Below are 15,699 nucleotides of genomic sequence, written 5' to 3' on the forward strand. Positions count from 1 at the left end.
TCCTGAAATAAATTCAGGATGACGAGTAATAACCTCAAAGCTACAAAACCAAAACCTACTCGGGACTTATGGTTTTCTTAAATATTACAGCATCGTTTAGTACAAAAGGCCTTGGAATCATAGTTTCTGGTCTGGGCTTTACATTTAAATCTTGATTTTCAAGCAAATCATAACTGGACTCGTAAAGTGTGAATTCTGGTGTTTTATCCTTTTTCAAACTGAATTCCAATCTTAAAGTATCCCTTCCCGAAATATGATAAGTCAATATTCGGTCGTGCCATCTACGGGTGTGAATATGAAAATCGTTACTTCCCAGCGCGACAGAATCAGCTTCGAGACCATTCACTTTAAAACTTTCAAAATCTACGGTTCTATCAGCAAAAAGTTCTATTCTATCCGCTTTTCGGTTGGTAGCAATTTTCAGAGAATAGGAATTAAAAGCTGTGGTAGAATCGGTTTTTTCCCAAATTACGCCGGGCGATTTTAGATCAATTTTTGGAGCTTCGGCACGCCAGGTAAAATTTGAGCCGTATTTGCTGCTAAAGGTTTTATTTTCTGAAGGAGCAATTAATGGTTCTTCTCCAAAATATGCTTCAGTCCATTCGTCTGGCATCTTATCGTAAGAATACCAATTGGTAGTATTTTTATCGGCATCAAAAAGATACACCAGCGAATTCGGTTTAGGGTGTTCTTCGGTGAAATCGGCTTTAAAATGTGCGATAATTAAAAGAATATTGAAAACTAAGAAGAATAAAACCGCGATTTTTTTATTGCTTTTAAAATAGGCAAAAACAGGTAACAGCAGTTGAAATAATAAAACGGTGAGTAAAGCTGAGACAAACAATATTTTCAGACCTAAAGCTACCGGAAACATTTTTATAAAAGGCACTAAAATAAATACAGCCGGAAGGCTTAAGAACGCCATTAATAAGGAATTTGGCGATTCCTGACGCATCATAATAAATAGCTGCAGTAAGCCGAAAAAGCCTGGGATTATAAAATATGCCGCGCCTTTTAAAAAGAATGCTAGCAAAGTGCAAAGCAATAACCAGAAAAATAGTGGAACAACAAATAGATTCGCCTTTTTGTCTATATGTCTAAATCGGAAGTAGGTGAAAAACGAAATGAGTAAGCTTAATGAAACAAAAGCAGCGATATAATAATAGCCGTTATAGGTAAAACCCTGTTCCATTTCTGAATATTCAGGGTAGCTGTAAAGTAGAAATTTCCAAAGTAGAAAAACCAATAAGCCAGAAAAGGCCAGGCTCACCATAAACGGAATAATACTCTTTGAAATTTCTTTTAGCTGAAGATGATCCTTGGAAAATCCATAGCCCAGAATGATAAAAAACAAAACAAAAGCGAGAATAAGCATTGGGAATATCCAGGAAAACGGATAACTGATTATTTCCCCGCCCGGAATATTAAAAAACAATACTTCTTTTTCCGCATTTACTTCGCTTAAATCTGCATCTTTAAAATAATCGAGTAGAGGCATTAAATAACTGCCTTGATGTGCTAAGGTTTCTTTATCTAAGTTTTTGGGGGTGTCAGTCGCGGTGTGATAATCAAAATGATCGTCTATAAATGCAAAATTATAACCCGGGATATTTCCCTGTTCCCTTAAAACAGTAAGATCGGTGTCGTTAGGCAGCATTTTATAAACGCTATAAACCAGCGAATTCGTAACTAGAAATTCTGGATTGGCTTCTTTGAAAGAATTAATAAGCCCTGCATTTCCAGAATTTGTTTCCAGGAACATAAAAGAATCGCCATCACTGCCGCGGGCTTCAAAATTAAGGGCAAGTTTGGCATCTTTAGCCCAGGGATGATCTTTTATAAAAAGTTCGGCGCCATTTAAACCGAGTTCTTCAGCATCGGTAAACAGTATGATAATATCATTTTTGTGCTTTTTATTTTCAGCTAAAAATGTACGAATTCCTTCTAAAATTGTTCCCACGCCGCTGCCGGCATCACTGGCACCGGGAGAAGAATGCGGATTACTGTCGTAATGCGTCATAAGCACCAAAGCTTCACCGTTTCCGTTGCCTTCTAAACGTGCTAAAATATTTTGAGGACGCACTAGCGTGCCGCTTTTGGTAAGCGTATAATCTTCGTGAGTTTGCGCCTGTAAGCCCATTACCTGTAACTGGCCTACAATATAATTTCTTACGCGGCTATGAGCTTCAGTCCCTACATAATGTGGTTTCTGCGCAATCGCTTCCACGTGTTTAAAAGCGCGTTGGGTAGAAAAAGTGGTTTCAGGCGCATCTTTAGCTTCAATATTTTTTGGTTGGCTGCTGTAAAAGCTAAACCAAACTGCAATGGTAATAAAAATGAAAGAGAAAAAGCGAGGTATATTCTTCAGCATAATTCAGAAAAAAACAAAAGGTTTACAGGATTTAAAGATACTTAAGATTTTAAGGAATAGTAATACAGGAAAGCAGGCTTTCAGAATAATTAAATTTTACCTATATTTAAGTTATTAGTAATCAAAAATTTAAGTTATGGGTATTAAAAGTTTTCAGGGAAAAAGGGCGGAACCGGAGAAGCCGAAGAGCGCACCCATGTTGGTTAGAGATTATATGAGTACCTCACTGGTTACTTTTAAAGAACACGAGAATATTTTAGATGTTGCCGAAAAACTGACCAAACATAAAATATCTGGTGGGTGTGTGGTAGATGACAATAATAAACTAGTAGGGCTTATTTCTGAAGGGGATTGTATGAAACAAATTTCAGACAGCCAGTATTACAATATGCCCTTAGAAGATACTACCATTGGTAAGCGAATGACTTGTAATGTGGAAACCATAGACGGAAATATGAATGTGATGGATGCCGCAAAACTATTTATTGAAAAACGGTTTAGGCGTTTTCCAATTGTGGAACACGGCAAACTTATTGGGCAAATTAGCCAAAGTGATGTACTTAGGGCAGCGGTGCGTTTAAAAAGTAATAATTGGGGAGATTAAGACCTTTGCTTAAACTAATTATTCAAGCTTTTTAAAAATCTTTGACATGGTTTTCCCGTCTATTGCTTCCATATCTATAAGCTTTAAGGATTCTACCATATTAAGTGTTGAAGATTTATATTCTTTGAAATGTGGTGTTTCCAGATGAGCTTTATAGGCTTCATTATCTGCATATATTTCTAATATTCTTATTTTGGTAGGGTCTTCCTTTTGAAACATTGGGTATATAGAAATAACGCCTGGCTCTAACCTAACAGAAGCTTCAGCTTCATATTTTAAAATTTTTATATACTCTTCAAGATACTGCTCTTCTATTTTAATTTCAGAAATCCTGATAAGCATTTCATCTGTTTGCGGAGTATTTTTCATCTTATTTTGAGAACCACAAGAGTAGATTAAAAAAATTAAAGATAGAATCGTAAATGCCGATTTTATAAATTTCATTTAGTATTAATTTTGAAATCCCTATCGGGAAATGCACTATGTAATAGTGTGTGGTTAACTGCGTTTAACTAAAGCGTAAATTCCATTTTCTAAAGGAAGATATCCCTGGTCGTACACAAAATAATAGACCTTACCGGTTTTGGTTGTATAGATGCTGGTAAAATATTCAAAATTGAAACCACGGGCGAGTAATTTATTTTTACTAATCGTGGTTTTTTCGTTTGGATTGAATTCTTCTAAAATTCGGTAATTTTTGCGAAGCAGGTTATTGACGTTTCTAACCAGGTTTTTCCTGTCTTTGTTGAGGTTGTTATGGTGTGCATTGCGACAATAATCGCTGCAGAATTTCTTATCTACGCGACCTACAATTTTTTCGCCACATTCCAAACAGGATTTTTGCATACTACGCGATAATCGAGGATTAAATATTTCCAGGCTTTACTCGAAATTAAATTTTGTTTTCACAATAAATATAAATAAAAAGCTTAAAAAATACTGAAATTCAGGTTTTTGTAGAGTTATACTTACTTGTTTTTCCGTATTTCCGCTTGGCGCATCGGCATACTATCTATAGTATTAAAAAGTTTTTCTGCGGAAAGCACTTCGGTTTGTTCCAGTTTTTCGCCGCCATCCAATCCGATTAGAATAACCCGAAAATCGCTTTTTTCAGCTTTATATTTCTGAAAAAGCTCAGAAGAATTTTTCCAGTTCTCTTCTTCAAATCCGGTTGTATATTTTTCAGGTAAAATTTGGTAGATTACCAGTTTTCGCTCGTTTAAGCCTTGTTGATGTTTTTGAAGTTCGGTAAGTTGTTGCTGGAATTTTTCATTTTTCTGTTCAGCTACAATCAAAATTAGTCGGTCTTTCCATTGGTGTTTAGAAAGATCTTGCGCATTTAAATTCATAGCGAAAGAGAAAATTAAGATAAAACAACTTATAGATTTTAGCATATTCTAAAATACGAAAAATCTGCTATACCTTTAGTCTAAGCATTTCGGCACGAGCCATAAAAGAATCTTTTAGGCGTTCAATTTTAGGATTCATCGTAGAGGCAAACACCAGGTATTGGCATTTTGTAATATGCTGCGGAATCCTAATTAAATCGTTATAATCGCTGTTTTTGGTTAAGAATTCGGCGTCTTCTACCGCAAGAATCTTTAACTGACTTACATTGATGCCGGTGATTTTAAAAAGCTGAAATAATTTTTTTGGTGTAGCGATCACAATGTCCACACCATCATAAATATCATCTTTTTGTTTGCTGATATCGGGAGCGTCATGCGCGCTATAAACGCGTAAGTCCATGTATTTTGTGAATTTGTTGAATTCTTCTTCCAGCGCCAGGGCAGCTTCTTTGTCCTGAACAAAAATCAAAGCTCTGGGAGCATCTTCAAAAGCTGCGCTTTCTAATTTCTGAATTGTGCTAATTACAAGTGCGGTAGTTTTTCCGGAACCTTCAGGAGCAACGATAAAAAGATCTCTTCCGCTTTTAATTTTGGGTAAAATTTGTTTTTGAAATGGAAGCGGATTTTCAATTTTCAGTCTTTCCAAAGCTTCTTTAAGCGGAATATTCAGTTTTTTAAAGGACATAAGATTTGTTTTAAAGCTACCGACGTTTTAATCTTTCTATATAAATATCAAAAGCTTCTGAAGCTTACAAAGATAACTTTCCCTATAATTAAAGCGCTATAAAACATTATTGCTTTTAGAAAACTTGTTGGAAAAGGGCAGGATTTCAAATCCATTCCTGATTTTCCACGCTTAGTTTATCTTTCACTTCGCCGGTATGTTTGGTACTTGCAGGCTCAAAAAGTAAAATCCAGGCTTCCTCTTCAGCTACAGGGTTATGCTCAACACCTCTTGGGACAATATACATTTCGCCTTCATTTAAGCGAATAGTTTTATCTCGAAATTCAATCTTTAGACTTCCTTTAATAACCAGGAACATTTCATCTTCCTCTTTATGATCGTGCCAAACAAATTCCCCTTTTAATTTCGCGAGTTTTACCTGTTGCCCGTTGAGTTCGCCAATAATTTTAGGCGTCCAGTGCTCATTAAACAACTCGAATTTATCTTTTAAATTTACTTTTTCAGGTTTCATAAGTTTAGGGTTAACTAATTAAAAATAGGAAAATTACGTTCAGTTTTTAATAAGCTGTGGTAATTTAGCTTCAATGGGGAAACCTTTAATTCCTTCTTTGGTCTTTAAATAAGTTTCAATTTCGGCCTCACTCATTTGGTAGGTTTCTTTAAGGCCGTCAATAATTATTTTTAGGTAAAATTCGTGTGGGGAATTTATTTCCTCTTTTAAATAATCTTCATTAGTAAAAGTGAAGATTGGGCAATTTTCATCTTCACCCAGATAAATGATCTTCCCGTACCAGGAATTATTTTTCATATCCAGGCTACGATTTTTAATTACGTGTTGGAGATCTATATCAAAATCGCCTTCAAATTTTATTTCCTGTTGTACCAAATCAACAAATTGCTGCTGGGTGATGAGGTACATTCTACCCAGGGTTTTTATATTTTTATCAAAGTCAGATTTTATAAATCCGGCGCCACCGCCACTCCAGGTTTTTGAAGATTTAGCGAAATAAAGTTCGCCATTTATAGTGATTCCTTTAGATTTTTCAGGCAGGGTTTTATTGGTGCAACCGGGATAAACGCGTTTGGCATTGGCAGGGCGACCACCACTAATATAACAGCTAAAACGCTCTTTTAATAAATTGGAACCATAACAGGCATACCAAACTTTGGGTTCTTCTTGTGGCATCTTTTTTTTACAAGAAAAGCTTTCTTAAAGAGAATAGCAACCTCTACAGTTATTTAGGAATTTTGAAGGTATAGCTTAGTAGCTGTTATTCAGAATACTTAGTAATTAATCTTATTAATAATTCATTTAAAAATTCTACTTCATATTCGCCTATAGAGGGTTCAATATGATCATTGCCTATGCCACTGTGATTAGTAATAAAAACATAAGTGCTATTGGTAGCCATGGAGAAGTAACGCATAAGGAATTCAGTTTTTTTATCAATTCCGCTTGCGGTAACAGGTATAAGTTTAATTCCTTTTTCAGCTGCTTTTTTTATTGAATTTTGAATATCAGCAATAACCTGTTGATTATGATGTGGTGGGGCATCTAATATTAAGAAAGCCAAACGGGTGCGGGCGCTGGTAGACCATTGTAGCTCGTTTAATGTTGTATTTAAAGCGGTATGTACGGCTTCTGGAAAATCGCCACCACCATTTGCAGATTGGTTATTAATAAAACTTAAAGTGGTATTTATATCACTTGAAAAACCTGAATGTCTTACAAGGTATTCATCTTCAGTATCGCGGTAAAAAACCGAGGATGTGAAAATATCAAGATTAGAATTTGAATTTTCAACTTTTTGAATAATGCTCTTCAAGTCATCTTTTAGAAACTCTAACTCGTCTGCCATGGAGCCGGTAGCATCTACAATAAATGCAATTTCCACATTGGTTGGGACTACCTCGGTGTTTTTTATTTGAATCTCATTAATCCCCTGGCCAATTCCTTTTAAAGTAGTATTAATCTTTTCGCCATTTACCCATAGCGAATAATTGCTTAGACTGAAATTTGAGGAATTTTCAAAAGGATTTATCCATAACTCAGCCTTTCCATTATTATCAGATTTGGCAGACCAGGTTGTGTTAGCCTGTTCGTTTTTTAATTCTATAACGGCATCTATAACAGGCAGTGCACTCATATTTTGTATAGAAACTGAAATCCGGTTATTAAAGAAAAAATCCCAATGGTTTAGTTTTTCGGCAAAATCCTGGGTGTTTTTTAATTCAAGCCAAAAGTTCCAGTTTTCAAGGTCGTTCCATTCTCCTGCAGTTATCATACCAGAGGAATCGGAATCACCGTTCCCGTTGTCTGGTTCTCCAGTACCTTCAGAAGAAGCTCCATCAAAAGAATTTCTTACTGCTTCTCCCGTTTCCTCTGTTGATTCACTTAAAGAATCTTCGCTGCAGCCAATAGAGCAGAAAAGTATTAGAGCTAAGCATATTTTAATAAATTTACCCATCTTATTTGAATTTAGTAGTTCTTTCTGTAATTAGATGCGAAAACATTAAAAAGGTTGCGTGGGGATGCTAATGAATTTTATATTTAATTCCTATTTGCATTAAAATGCTGACATCTTCCCCGCCAATTTGCCATTTATCGCTTTCTCTGAACGAACCTACAAGATCAGTCCAAAGTAAAGTGGGTTCTAATTGCAGGGCTAAATTGTTATTTAGCTTAGAACTAATAATTCCGGAAAAACTGACACTCATAAAATTACGATCAACTACTGGAGATAAATTAATTAAATCCTGTCTGAATTCCTGGTGGGTATAGCCAAAACCAAAGTTATAGCCAAAATTCCATTTGCTATTTTCTTTAAGGTGCTCTAACAGAATCATAGAAGTTAGTGAAGTAACATCGCCATCAATAGGTTCATTAGAACTTTTCCAATTTCTGCCTTCAATTGCGGAGTTTAAATATTGTAATTTAAGTTTAAGTCCGAAATAAGAATCAGGTTTCGAATATTTTAGATCAAGATATGAACTAAAGGGTAGCGAGTAATCAATATCAATATTATTATCGGCATTCTCAAACATATATGCTGAACCTGTTCCCAGTCCAAACCCGACTTCCAAATTTTGTGATTTCCCGTCAAGTGTAGCAACTAGAAAAAACAAGATAATTATTGTGATTTTTCTCATAAATTTTATTTGATAATTGAGATTTGAATGTTTTTAAGCTTGCTTTAGGAGCGTGCTCAGAAATAGTTTGCTAATTCTCCGCAGTAAGAATTTTACGGATTTAAAGAAAGCGGTAGCGTATCCCAAAACTCCCTCTAAGTATATCGGCATCAAATAGAATAGGAGCAGCTTCTATGTGAAAACCGAATTTTTTCTCGTTAAACGGGTAAAAGTTAAGTCCAACGGGTGCTACAAGTCCTTCAAAAGCGTTAACTCTATATCCCAGGCCCGCATAAAAATCGTAATTTTCTTTTTTCAGAAATTTATAGGTAATCACAGCTTCTACTGATAAATCTGAAATAAATTGATCGGTGCCCAGTCTTAATTCTGGAGTAAGGCGCTCATTTATATCGTAGCCTATACCAATAAAAGGAAGGTTAGATTGATGGTAGCTTACATTTAATTGACTATAAGAATTTGCTACGAAAAACACGGTGAAAGCTAAAAAGAGTGATTTTTTGTACATTCTATTTGATTGATGAATTTTATGAAATTATATTGAAAATGATGATTTTTTAATAATTATTACAATAATATATAAATTTTATAATTCTATTGATTATTATCTAATGTTTTAATGATTTTAGCCGGATTTCCACCCACCAGTACGTTTGGAGGAACATCATTTACTACTACTGCTCCGGCGGCAATTACACTCCCTGCGCCAATATTAACTCCCGGACAAATGGTTGCACCGCCGCCTATCCACACGCTATTGCCAATAGTAACCGGTTTGCCATATTCTAAAAGCGAATCTCGAGTTTTGGCATCTAAGGGATGCGTTGCGGTATAAATATTTACGTTGGGCGCTAAAAATACGTTGTTTCCAATATTCACTTCCACAACATCTAAAATGCAGCAATTAAAATTCATAAAAACCTGGTCGCCCATTTTTATGTTATATCCGTAATCACAATAAAACGGCGGCTCTATCCAAAGATCTTTACCAGCTTTTCTAAATAAGGAGTAGAAGAGCTTGATTCTTTCATCTGCTTTTTCTTCCCCTAACTTATTTGCTTTTTGAAATATGAGCCTTGCATTATACCTGTCTTTTGCAATTTCTTTATCTGAGCCCAGGTATAATTGGCCTGAAAGCATTTTTTATTTTTCGGTCATGGTAAGTCTTAATTGAAATTTAATATTACAAAAAATTTCCGATTGCTTGATTCATTTCCAAACGTTTACAAACGTATTTAAACGTAAACAAATAATTACCAGACGATTACTACTAAAAGACTGTGCTATGTTTGTCCTGTTGAAATGAACTAACGATTTTCAGCTTTTTAAATTAATACGTTATGAGCACTATTAGAAACAAAGTACAGTTGATCGGCAATGTTGGGAGAGAGCCTGAAATCGAAAACCTGGAATCGGGTAAAAAACTAGCTAAATTCTCGGTAGCTACAAATGAAAGTTACAAAAACGGAAATGGCGAACGCATAACCGATACGCAATGGCATAACATTGTAGCCTGGGGGAAAACCGCAGAGCTGGTTGAAAAATATATAAATAAAGGCAAGGAAGTTGGAATAGAGGGAAAACTCACCAACCGAAGCTGGGATGATAAAGACGGGAACAAGCGCTATATAACCGAAGTAGTTTGTAATGAATTGCTTTTAATGGGAAAATAATCTGATTTGGTTCTTATTTCTCAGAATTATAAAAGAGTACAAATGCTAAGGTGGAGCAAAAGTGGTTATTTTCTTTAAAAAGATAATAACCACTTTATTTTGTCTTTTGTATTGCCTCTATAGCATTGGCAAGATATACAAAAGGAGCATTCCAGTTAATTGCGATTTCATTACTGGCATAACTACAACGGTTATCAATATATGAAGTTGCAGGATGCTTATGCGCAGCCGTGTATTTCTCTGCACATTCATTTTTGTCTTGTTGCCCGGGGTTTGGGCCCCCGGCTAAAAGTCCGGGTACCGGATCTTCATTATCGTCAGCTTCAGAAGGTCTGTGATGCGGATCTCTTGTAGATTTCTCGCCAAAACCGGTTAAAAAAGAAAAGCCCGTGGCATTTCTTCCCAGCAGGTAATCCAAATTGCTATTTGCAGCATCAAGATATTTCCTGTCGCCTGTTATTTCGTATACATTTAAAAGTAGTATTCCCTGATTTGCTGCGGTGGAGTTACTTCCCCAAACAAAATCTGATTCATTTATTCCAATTGGAATCGCATAAGCAGAACTTTTTGAAGAAGTTACCAGATTATTGGCCATTTGGGTAAGCTGCTCAATTATGGCATGAATATTTACAAGCTCACTATTCTTATAATTTTTCCTGTGCCTGGCAAGAGAGTAGAGAGCAAGCGTATTCACATTTGGCCAGGCGGGAATTCCAAAGTTAAGTCCTAAACGGTTTTCCAGCCCAGCTTCCTGGTAATAATCTTTCTTTCCTGTGGTTATGAAAAGTTCTGTGGCAGCCCATTGCAATTCATCTTTAAAATTTCGATCTCCATAGGCTCCGGTGTTTATTTCAGGATCTTTTAATGTTTCCTGCTGGTAAATTACATCGGGGTTTTCTTTCGCCCAGCGATAAGCTTTTTCGCTCATCACCAAAAGCGAATCTGATAATCCTGGTAATTCATCTTTATAATCTTCGAAAATTCTTGTTGCCTGTGCAGTTACTGCAGCAAAATCTAAAGTAGCTGCTGTACTTTTTTGTACTACCCATCGCTGAAGTGTAGCATCTTTTGGCGCAACCGCGCTGTGAAAATTCGCGCTGGTAAGCTTGTGATAAACACCCCCGTCTTTATCCTGCATTGTCATCATCCATCTTAGATTGTACAATGTTTCGTCAAGAAAATCGGGAATATTGTTCTCGCTTTCTGGAATATTTAAATTAAGTGTGTCCAGGTATTCCGGGAAATCTTCATAAAGCGATAACAAAGTCCCCATGGTAATTCCGCTGTTTACAATATACTTTCCAAAATCTCCTGCGTCATACCATCCTCGGGGGCTTGAAATAGTAGATCCAGCCGGTCTATTCTCTGAAGCGGCAGAATTATGGATTTTCACCTTGTCGTCTGGATGGCCGGCTTCTCTCGCCCATTTTCCGGCATATTCTTCGGGTAAAGCAGTAGAAGCTCGCTGAAAATAAAAAGCCTTCATACTTGCTTTTGCTGGCTCAAAATGTACATTTTCGTCTATATGAAAAGGATGGCTGGTACCAATTCCGGGAACTTGTAATACATACTCTCCTGAGATTTCCACGGAAGAAAAATCAGCTTGTTTTACGGTTTCTTTACTATGTGGCCATTTTTTCGCATCGCTAAGTTTGCCTGAAAACACTTCATTCTTTTTATCTGCTGTAAGAATTGAAAAATTGGTAGCTTCTGAAGTTACAACAATCGCTATTTTTTGGCCTGTAGGATAGAATCCAACCTGGTTGATCCTGATTTTATCTGAACCTGAACTTTCTTGATTTAATGGGGCAAATGCTGAAATATTCAGAAGAAAACATAAAATTGGAATCAGGAATATTGTTGCAAGCCTCATAACTTAGATTTAAAATGGATATAATTATATTGAATTAACCGATACTAAAGTTAATGCTCCTAAAGCATTTTTCCATCACCTGTTTTATTTTTCTATTGAAATTGCTAAAAATTTCCTGGTAATTAAAAAGCGGAAAGTGAATTTTTTAAAACGGCAAATTTTGCTAAAAGTAAATTTCTTTAGCCAGTCGGTAAGTATTAGCATGGGCTTCAATAATCACCCTAATTTCTTTAGAATAACCGCCACCCATACTGCATTGAACCGGAATGTTTAAATCGTAGCAGGTTTGCAAAACAAACCTGTCTCTTTCTTTGCAGCCATTTACCGTGCAGGAGAGTAGGCCGAGTTTATCACTCTCTAAAATATCAACACCGCTTAAGTAAAAGATAAAATCTGGTTTTTGTTTTTCTATTAAATCAGGTAATGTCTCTTTTAGTAGTTTTAGATATTCAATATCACCACTGCCGTCGGGGACTTCAATATCGAGATCTGACTTTTCTTTTTTGAACGGATAATTACCTTTTCCGTGCATAGAAAAAGTAAAAACCGAAGAATCATCCTGAAAGATCTCTGCTGTTCCATTTCCCTGGTGAACATCCAGGTCTACAATAAGAATTTTTTCAGCTAAATTTTTATACTGAAGATATCTTGCGGCAATTGCCTGGTCGTTAAGTAAGCAAAATGCTTCGGCCCGGTTAGAATAAGCGTGATGAGTACCTCCGGCAATATTAAAAGCAATTCCATGTTCCAGGGAATAATGCACGGCTTTCATCGTACCATCGGCGATGATCATTTCCCGTTTCACTAAAGCTTCGGAAAGTGGAAAGCCACTTTTTCTAATTTCCCTGGTGCTAAGTTTTAAATCACGTAAGCGTTCAAAATAATCAGCATCGTGAGCTTTTAGAATATATTTATCGGTTGGAAATTCCGGCTCAAAGAAATTTTCTGCGCTACAGGTTCCTTCGTGAAGTAATTGCCTTGGCAGCAATTCATATTTTTCCATCGGGAAACGGTGACCTTCAGGTAAAGGATGTTTGTAGATAGGATGGTAGGCGATTTTGAGCATTTATAAAGAGTAAACCTCACAGGTTTTGAAACCTGTGAGGTTTTTTATTATTTGAGTAAAACAACTAATTTATCGTTGCGCCCGGTTCTACACCATCTTCATCTGGATTTACAAAAACCAGTTTTCCGGCTGAATTTTCTGTCATTAAAATCATTCCTTCACTTTCTACACCACGCAGTTTTCTTGGTGCTAAATTGGCCAAAACAGTCACTTTTTTACCAAGAATTTCTTCTGCCTTATAATGCTCAGCGATTCCTGAAACTACCGTTCTTTGATCCAGACCGGTGTCTACTTTTATCACCATTAATTTTTTGGTTTTAGGCATCTTATGGGCTTCAATAATAGTTCCTACACGCAAATCCATTTTGGTGAAATCTTCAAAACTAGCAGTTTCTTTTTGAGGTTCTACCTTATTGTTTTCGGCTGCATTAGCAGTTTTTGTGGCTTCCAGTTTGTCTAATTGTTGCTGCATTTGGGCATCTTCTATTTTGCTGAAAAGCAATTCTGCTTTTCCAATTTGGTGCCCCGCGGGGAGTAAAGAATCACGTGTAGCGATCTTATCCCATTGTGAATATTCCTTGCCGGAAAGTTGACTTTCAGCATCGGTGAAATTCAGCATTTTTTGAAGTTTCGCTGAAGAAAATGGTAAAAATGGTTCGCTTAAAGTAGCTAGCGCTGATGCGATTTGTAATGCCACATACATCACTGTTTTTACACGTTCTTCATCGGTTTTAATGAGTTTCCAGGGTTCCTCATCGGCTAAATATTTGTTTCCTAATCTGGCTAAATTCATTAATTCACCTTGCGCTTCGCGGAAACGGTATTTTTCAATAGAACTTGCAATAACCGCCGGATAGGCTTTTAGCTCGGCAATGGTTTGCTCGTCCACTTCAGAATAATCATTAGGTTTTGGAACAATTCCGGAGTAATATTTATTGGTTAGTACAACTACGCGATTAATAAAATTCCCGAAAATAGCTACCAATTCATTATTATTCCTGGCCTGGAAATCTTTCCAGGTAAAATCATTGTCTTTGGCTTCAGGAGCGTTTGCAGTTAAAACATAGCGTAAAACATCCTGCTGGTTTGGAAAATCTTCCAGGTATTCGTGCAACCAGACTGCCCAGTTTTTGGAGGTAGAAAGTTTTTTTCCTTCTAAATTAAGGAATTCGTTTGCCGGAACATTTTCTGGCAAGATGTATTCGCCGTGTGCTTTCAGCATCACAGGGAAAATAATACAGTGAAAAACAATGTTATCTTTTCCTATAAAGTGTACAAGTTTCGTGTTTTCGTCTTTCCAGTAAGGCTCCCAGTCCTTGCCTTCGCGTTCTGCCCATTCTTTGGTAGAAGAAATGTAGCCAATTGGCGCATCAAACCAAACGTAAAGTACTTTACCGGCACCACCTTCTACAGGGACAGGAATTCCCCAATCCAAATCACGAGTTACGGCTCTTGCGCGCAAACCATCGTTTAACCAGGATTTCACCTGCCCGTGAACATTGCTTTTCCAGTCGTGAGCGTGCCCTTTTACGATCCACTCATCTAACCATTCCTGGTATTGATCTAAAGGTAAAAACCAGTGACGGGTTTCTTTTAAAGTGGGTACTTCACCGGTAATTGCCGATTTTGGATTAATAAGATCTGTGGCGTTTAGCGAAGTTCCGCAGCTTTCACATTGGTCGCCATAGGCCTCCTCGTTTCCGCATTTTGGGCAGGTTCCGGTTACAAACCTATCGGCCAGGAATTGTCCTGCTTTTTCGTCGTAAAGTTGTTGGGTGGTTTCTTCAATAAACTTCCCATCTTCATACATCTTTTTGAAAAATGCCGAAGCGGTATCGTGATGTACTTTAGCTGAAGTTCTTGAGTAATTATTAAAAGAAACGCCAAAATCTTCGAAAGATTTCCTGATAATTCCATCGTACTTGTCAACGATATCCTGCGGCGTAACGCCTTCTTTCTTTGCTTTTATGGTAATAGGAACTCCGTGCTCATCACTTCCGCAAACAAAAGCCACATCATTGCCCTGCATTCGTAAATAACGGGCATAAATATCGGCTGGAACATAAACACCTGCAAGATGGCCAATATGTATGGGGCCGTTGGTGTATGGTAATGCTGCGGTAATAGTGTATCGCTGTGGAGTATTATTCATTTATCTTAAAATTTATTGAGGGCGCAAAGGTAAGCAACTCCTTAAAAATACGCGTTAAATTCTTGTAAAACAGAAGGCGTCTATAGGAAATGTTCCTCAATTTAGCCTTTAAATTTAATTCGAATACCAAAAGTTTTAAATCGATAAAAATTAACCAATGAAAAAATTAAGCTTAATAATTATTGTACTTAGTCTTGCAGCCTGTGGAAGTTCTAATAGCAAAATGTCTAAAGATAAATTTGTGGTTGAAAACCTTACAAATTATAATGCTGAGGAATTGAAGGCAAATTATCCTGAAGCAGATTTTCTTGAAGATACCGGCATGTTTGAAGAAGGAACAGTAGAGCGGGCCTATACCGTAATGTATCCCGATACGCCCGATGAATTGCATATTACCTGGAAAACTGAAGATCGTAAAGAAATTTTTGATATTCGGTTTTCTGAAAATGGAAAATGGAAATCTACAGAGGGCATTGAAATAGGAACCATGTATGAAGCTTTGAATAAGCTTAATGAAAAGGAGATCTCTTTCTACGGATTTGGATGGGACTATGGAGGTGCGGTTATGTGGAATAACGGGAAACTGGAAAATTCTAATTTAAGAGTGTTCCTGGCACCCAAAGAAGAAGTAGCCAATAAGTTTTATGGTGATCGCATAATTGAAGCCAGTAAAGAGGAAATTGAAAGTTTAGATTTAAAAGTTGCCAGTATAATGCTAGTGAATTAGTTATTTTTTACGGGAAATCCCCAAGTATAGAAACCTGGAATAAATCCTAAAT

The 15,699-nt window shown here is 36.6% G+C and carries 17 protein-coding genes; 3 read left to right on the forward strand and 14 right to left on the reverse strand.

Annotation, left to right across the window (positions count from 1 at the left end):
* Positions 1 to 55: 55 nt before the first annotated feature.
* A complete protein-coding gene (locus BM084_RS14260; protein ID WP_075325163.1) occupies positions 56 to 2,371 on the reverse strand; it encodes a M28 family peptidase in 2,316 nt (771 codons plus the stop codon).
* A gap of 136 nt (positions 2,372 to 2,507) precedes the next feature.
* Between BM084_RS14260 and BM084_RS14265 the strand changes: the two genes are divergently transcribed.
* Entirely contained in the window at positions 2,508 to 2,975 is a 468-nt protein-coding gene (locus tag BM084_RS14265) for a CBS domain-containing protein (protein WP_075325162.1), read from the forward strand.
* A gap of 18 nt (positions 2,976 to 2,993) precedes the next feature.
* Here BM084_RS14265 and BM084_RS14270 read toward each other — a convergent pair whose 3' ends face one another.
* The 10 genes from BM084_RS14270 to BM084_RS14315 all read right to left on the reverse strand — a co-directional run bounded on the left by BM084_RS14270 (position 2,994) and on the right by BM084_RS14315 (position 9,296).
* On the reverse strand, positions 2,994 to 3,419 hold the full coding sequence (locus tag BM084_RS14270; protein ID WP_093305638.1) for a putative quinol monooxygenase: 426 nt from the start codon (positions 3,417 to 3,419) through the stop codon (positions 2,994 to 2,996).
* Positions 3,420 to 3,473: 54 nt separating this feature from the next.
* A complete protein-coding gene (locus BM084_RS14275) occupies positions 3,474 to 3,821 on the reverse strand; it encodes a hypothetical protein (RefSeq protein WP_075325161.1) in 348 nt (115 codons plus the stop codon).
* Positions 3,822 to 3,943: 122 nt separating this feature from the next.
* Positions 3,944 to 4,324, reverse strand: a complete 381-nt coding sequence (locus BM084_RS14280) for a DUF4174 domain-containing protein (RefSeq protein ID WP_177195717.1) — start codon at positions 4,322 to 4,324, stop codon at positions 3,944 to 3,946.
* Positions 4,325 to 4,391: 67 nt separating this feature from the next.
* Positions 4,392 to 5,009 (reverse strand): DEAD/DEAH box helicase, encoded by a 618-nt coding sequence (locus BM084_RS14285; RefSeq protein WP_093305640.1) that lies wholly within the window; start codon positions 5,007 to 5,009, stop codon positions 4,392 to 4,394.
* Between the two features lie 145 nt (positions 5,010 to 5,154).
* Positions 5,155 to 5,520, reverse strand: a complete 366-nt coding sequence (locus BM084_RS14290; RefSeq protein ID WP_057482536.1) for a cupin domain-containing protein — start codon at positions 5,518 to 5,520, stop codon at positions 5,155 to 5,157.
* 39 nt (positions 5,521 to 5,559) lie between these two features.
* Positions 5,560 to 6,195, reverse strand: coding sequence for a hypothetical protein (locus tag BM084_RS14295; RefSeq protein WP_075325158.1), 636 nt, complete (start codon positions 6,193 to 6,195; stop codon positions 5,560 to 5,562).
* Positions 6,196 to 6,280: 85 nt separating this feature from the next.
* On the reverse strand, positions 6,281 to 7,477 hold the full coding sequence (locus BM084_RS14300) for a vWA domain-containing protein (protein ID WP_093305642.1): 1,197 nt from the start codon (positions 7,475 to 7,477) through the stop codon (positions 6,281 to 6,283).
* 67 nt (positions 7,478 to 7,544) lie between these two features.
* The gene (locus BM084_RS14305) at positions 7,545 to 8,159 is read right to left on the reverse strand and encodes a hypothetical protein (RefSeq protein WP_075325156.1); all 615 of its coding nucleotides are present in this window, start codon (positions 8,157 to 8,159) and stop codon (positions 7,545 to 7,547) included.
* Positions 8,160 to 8,259: 100 nt separating this feature from the next.
* The gene (locus tag BM084_RS14310; RefSeq protein WP_093305644.1) at positions 8,260 to 8,664 is read right to left on the reverse strand and encodes a hypothetical protein; all 405 of its coding nucleotides are present in this window, start codon (positions 8,662 to 8,664) and stop codon (positions 8,260 to 8,262) included.
* An 86-nt stretch (positions 8,665 to 8,750) separates the two neighbouring features.
* Positions 8,751 to 9,296 (reverse strand): sugar O-acetyltransferase, encoded by a 546-nt coding sequence (locus BM084_RS14315; protein WP_232228882.1) that lies wholly within the window; start codon positions 9,294 to 9,296, stop codon positions 8,751 to 8,753.
* Positions 9,297 to 9,496: 200 nt separating this feature from the next.
* Between BM084_RS14315 and BM084_RS14320 the strand changes: the two genes are divergently transcribed.
* Positions 9,497 to 9,829 (forward strand): single-stranded DNA-binding protein, encoded by a 333-nt coding sequence (locus tag BM084_RS14320; protein ID WP_075325154.1) that lies wholly within the window; start codon positions 9,497 to 9,499, stop codon positions 9,827 to 9,829.
* 94 nt (positions 9,830 to 9,923) lie between these two features.
* Here the strand turns inward: BM084_RS14320 and BM084_RS14325 are convergent, their stop codons facing one another.
* The 3 genes from BM084_RS14325 to metG form a co-directional block, all read right to left on the reverse strand.
* The gene (locus BM084_RS14325; protein WP_075325153.1) at positions 9,924 to 11,702 is read right to left on the reverse strand and encodes a glycoside hydrolase family 9 protein; all 1,779 of its coding nucleotides are present in this window, start codon (positions 11,700 to 11,702) and stop codon (positions 9,924 to 9,926) included.
* Between the two features lie 163 nt (positions 11,703 to 11,865).
* Positions 11,866 to 12,768 (reverse strand): histone deacetylase family protein, encoded by a 903-nt coding sequence (locus tag BM084_RS14330; protein ID WP_075325152.1) that lies wholly within the window; start codon positions 12,766 to 12,768, stop codon positions 11,866 to 11,868.
* Between the two features lie 64 nt (positions 12,769 to 12,832).
* Positions 12,833 to 14,920 carry a methionine--tRNA ligase gene (metG, locus tag BM084_RS14335; protein WP_075325151.1) on the reverse strand — a complete coding sequence of 696 codons (2,088 nt, stop codon included), beginning with the start codon at positions 14,918 to 14,920 and terminating at the stop codon, positions 12,833 to 12,835.
* A gap of 157 nt (positions 14,921 to 15,077) precedes the next feature.
* On the opposite strand from metG, the gene BM084_RS14340 reads away from it, so the two are divergent.
* Positions 15,078 to 15,647 (forward strand): hypothetical protein, encoded by a 570-nt coding sequence (locus tag BM084_RS14340; RefSeq protein WP_075325150.1) that lies wholly within the window; start codon positions 15,078 to 15,080, stop codon positions 15,645 to 15,647.
* The last annotated feature ends 52 nt before the right edge of the window (positions 15,648 to 15,699 follow it).

The sequence above is a fragment of the Salegentibacter agarivorans genome (assembly GCF_900113135.1).
GTDB lineage: Bacteria > Bacteroidota > Bacteroidia > Flavobacteriales > Flavobacteriaceae > Salegentibacter > Salegentibacter agarivorans.

Excerpts from the sequence above, each read along its gene's own strand:
- BM084_RS14260 (WP_075325163.1), bottom strand. The coding sequence starts at position 2,371 with ATGCTGAAGAATATACCTCGCTTTTTCTCTTTCATTTTTATTACCATT.
- BM084_RS14265 (WP_075325162.1), top strand. The coding sequence starts at position 2,508 with ATGGGTATTAAAAGTTTTCAGGGAAAAAGGGCGGAACCGGAGAAGCCG.
- BM084_RS14270 (WP_093305638.1), bottom strand. The coding sequence starts at position 3,419 with ATGAAATTTATAAAATCGGCATTTACGATTCTATCTTTAATTTTTTTA.
- BM084_RS14275 (WP_075325161.1), bottom strand. The coding sequence starts at position 3,821 with ATGCAAAAATCCTGTTTGGAATGTGGCGAAAAAATTGTAGGTCGCGTA.
- BM084_RS14280 (WP_177195717.1), bottom strand. The coding sequence starts at position 4,324 with ATGAATTTAAATGCGCAAGATCTTTCTAAACACCAATGGAAAGACCGA.
- BM084_RS14285 (WP_093305640.1), bottom strand. The coding sequence starts at position 5,009 with ATGTCCTTTAAAAAACTGAATATTCCGCTTAAAGAAGCTTTGGAAAGA.
- BM084_RS14290 (WP_057482536.1), bottom strand. The coding sequence starts at position 5,520 with ATGAAACCTGAAAAAGTAAATTTAAAAGATAAATTCGAGTTGTTTAAT.
- BM084_RS14295 (WP_075325158.1), bottom strand. The coding sequence starts at position 6,195 with ATGCCACAAGAAGAACCCAAAGTTTGGTATGCCTGTTATGGTTCCAAT.
- BM084_RS14300 (WP_093305642.1), bottom strand. The coding sequence starts at position 7,477 with ATGGGTAAATTTATTAAAATATGCTTAGCTCTAATACTTTTCTGCTCT.
- BM084_RS14305 (WP_075325156.1), bottom strand. The coding sequence starts at position 8,159 with ATGAGAAAAATCACAATAATTATCTTGTTTTTTCTAGTTGCTACACTT.
- BM084_RS14310 (WP_093305644.1), bottom strand. The coding sequence starts at position 8,664 with ATGTACAAAAAATCACTCTTTTTAGCTTTCACCGTGTTTTTCGTAGCA.
- BM084_RS14315 (WP_232228882.1), bottom strand. The coding sequence starts at position 9,296 with ATGCTTTCAGGCCAATTATACCTGGGCTCAGATAAAGAAATTGCAAAA.
- BM084_RS14320 (WP_075325154.1), top strand. The coding sequence starts at position 9,497 with ATGAGCACTATTAGAAACAAAGTACAGTTGATCGGCAATGTTGGGAGA.
- BM084_RS14325 (WP_075325153.1), bottom strand. The coding sequence starts at position 11,702 with ATGAGGCTTGCAACAATATTCCTGATTCCAATTTTATGTTTTCTTCTG.
- BM084_RS14330 (WP_075325152.1), bottom strand. The coding sequence starts at position 12,768 with ATGCTCAAAATCGCCTACCATCCTATCTACAAACATCCTTTACCTGAA.
- metG (WP_075325151.1), bottom strand. The coding sequence starts at position 14,920 with ATGAATAATACTCCACAGCGATACACTATTACCGCAGCATTACCATAC.
- BM084_RS14340 (WP_075325150.1), top strand. The coding sequence starts at position 15,078 with ATGAAAAAATTAAGCTTAATAATTATTGTACTTAGTCTTGCAGCCTGT.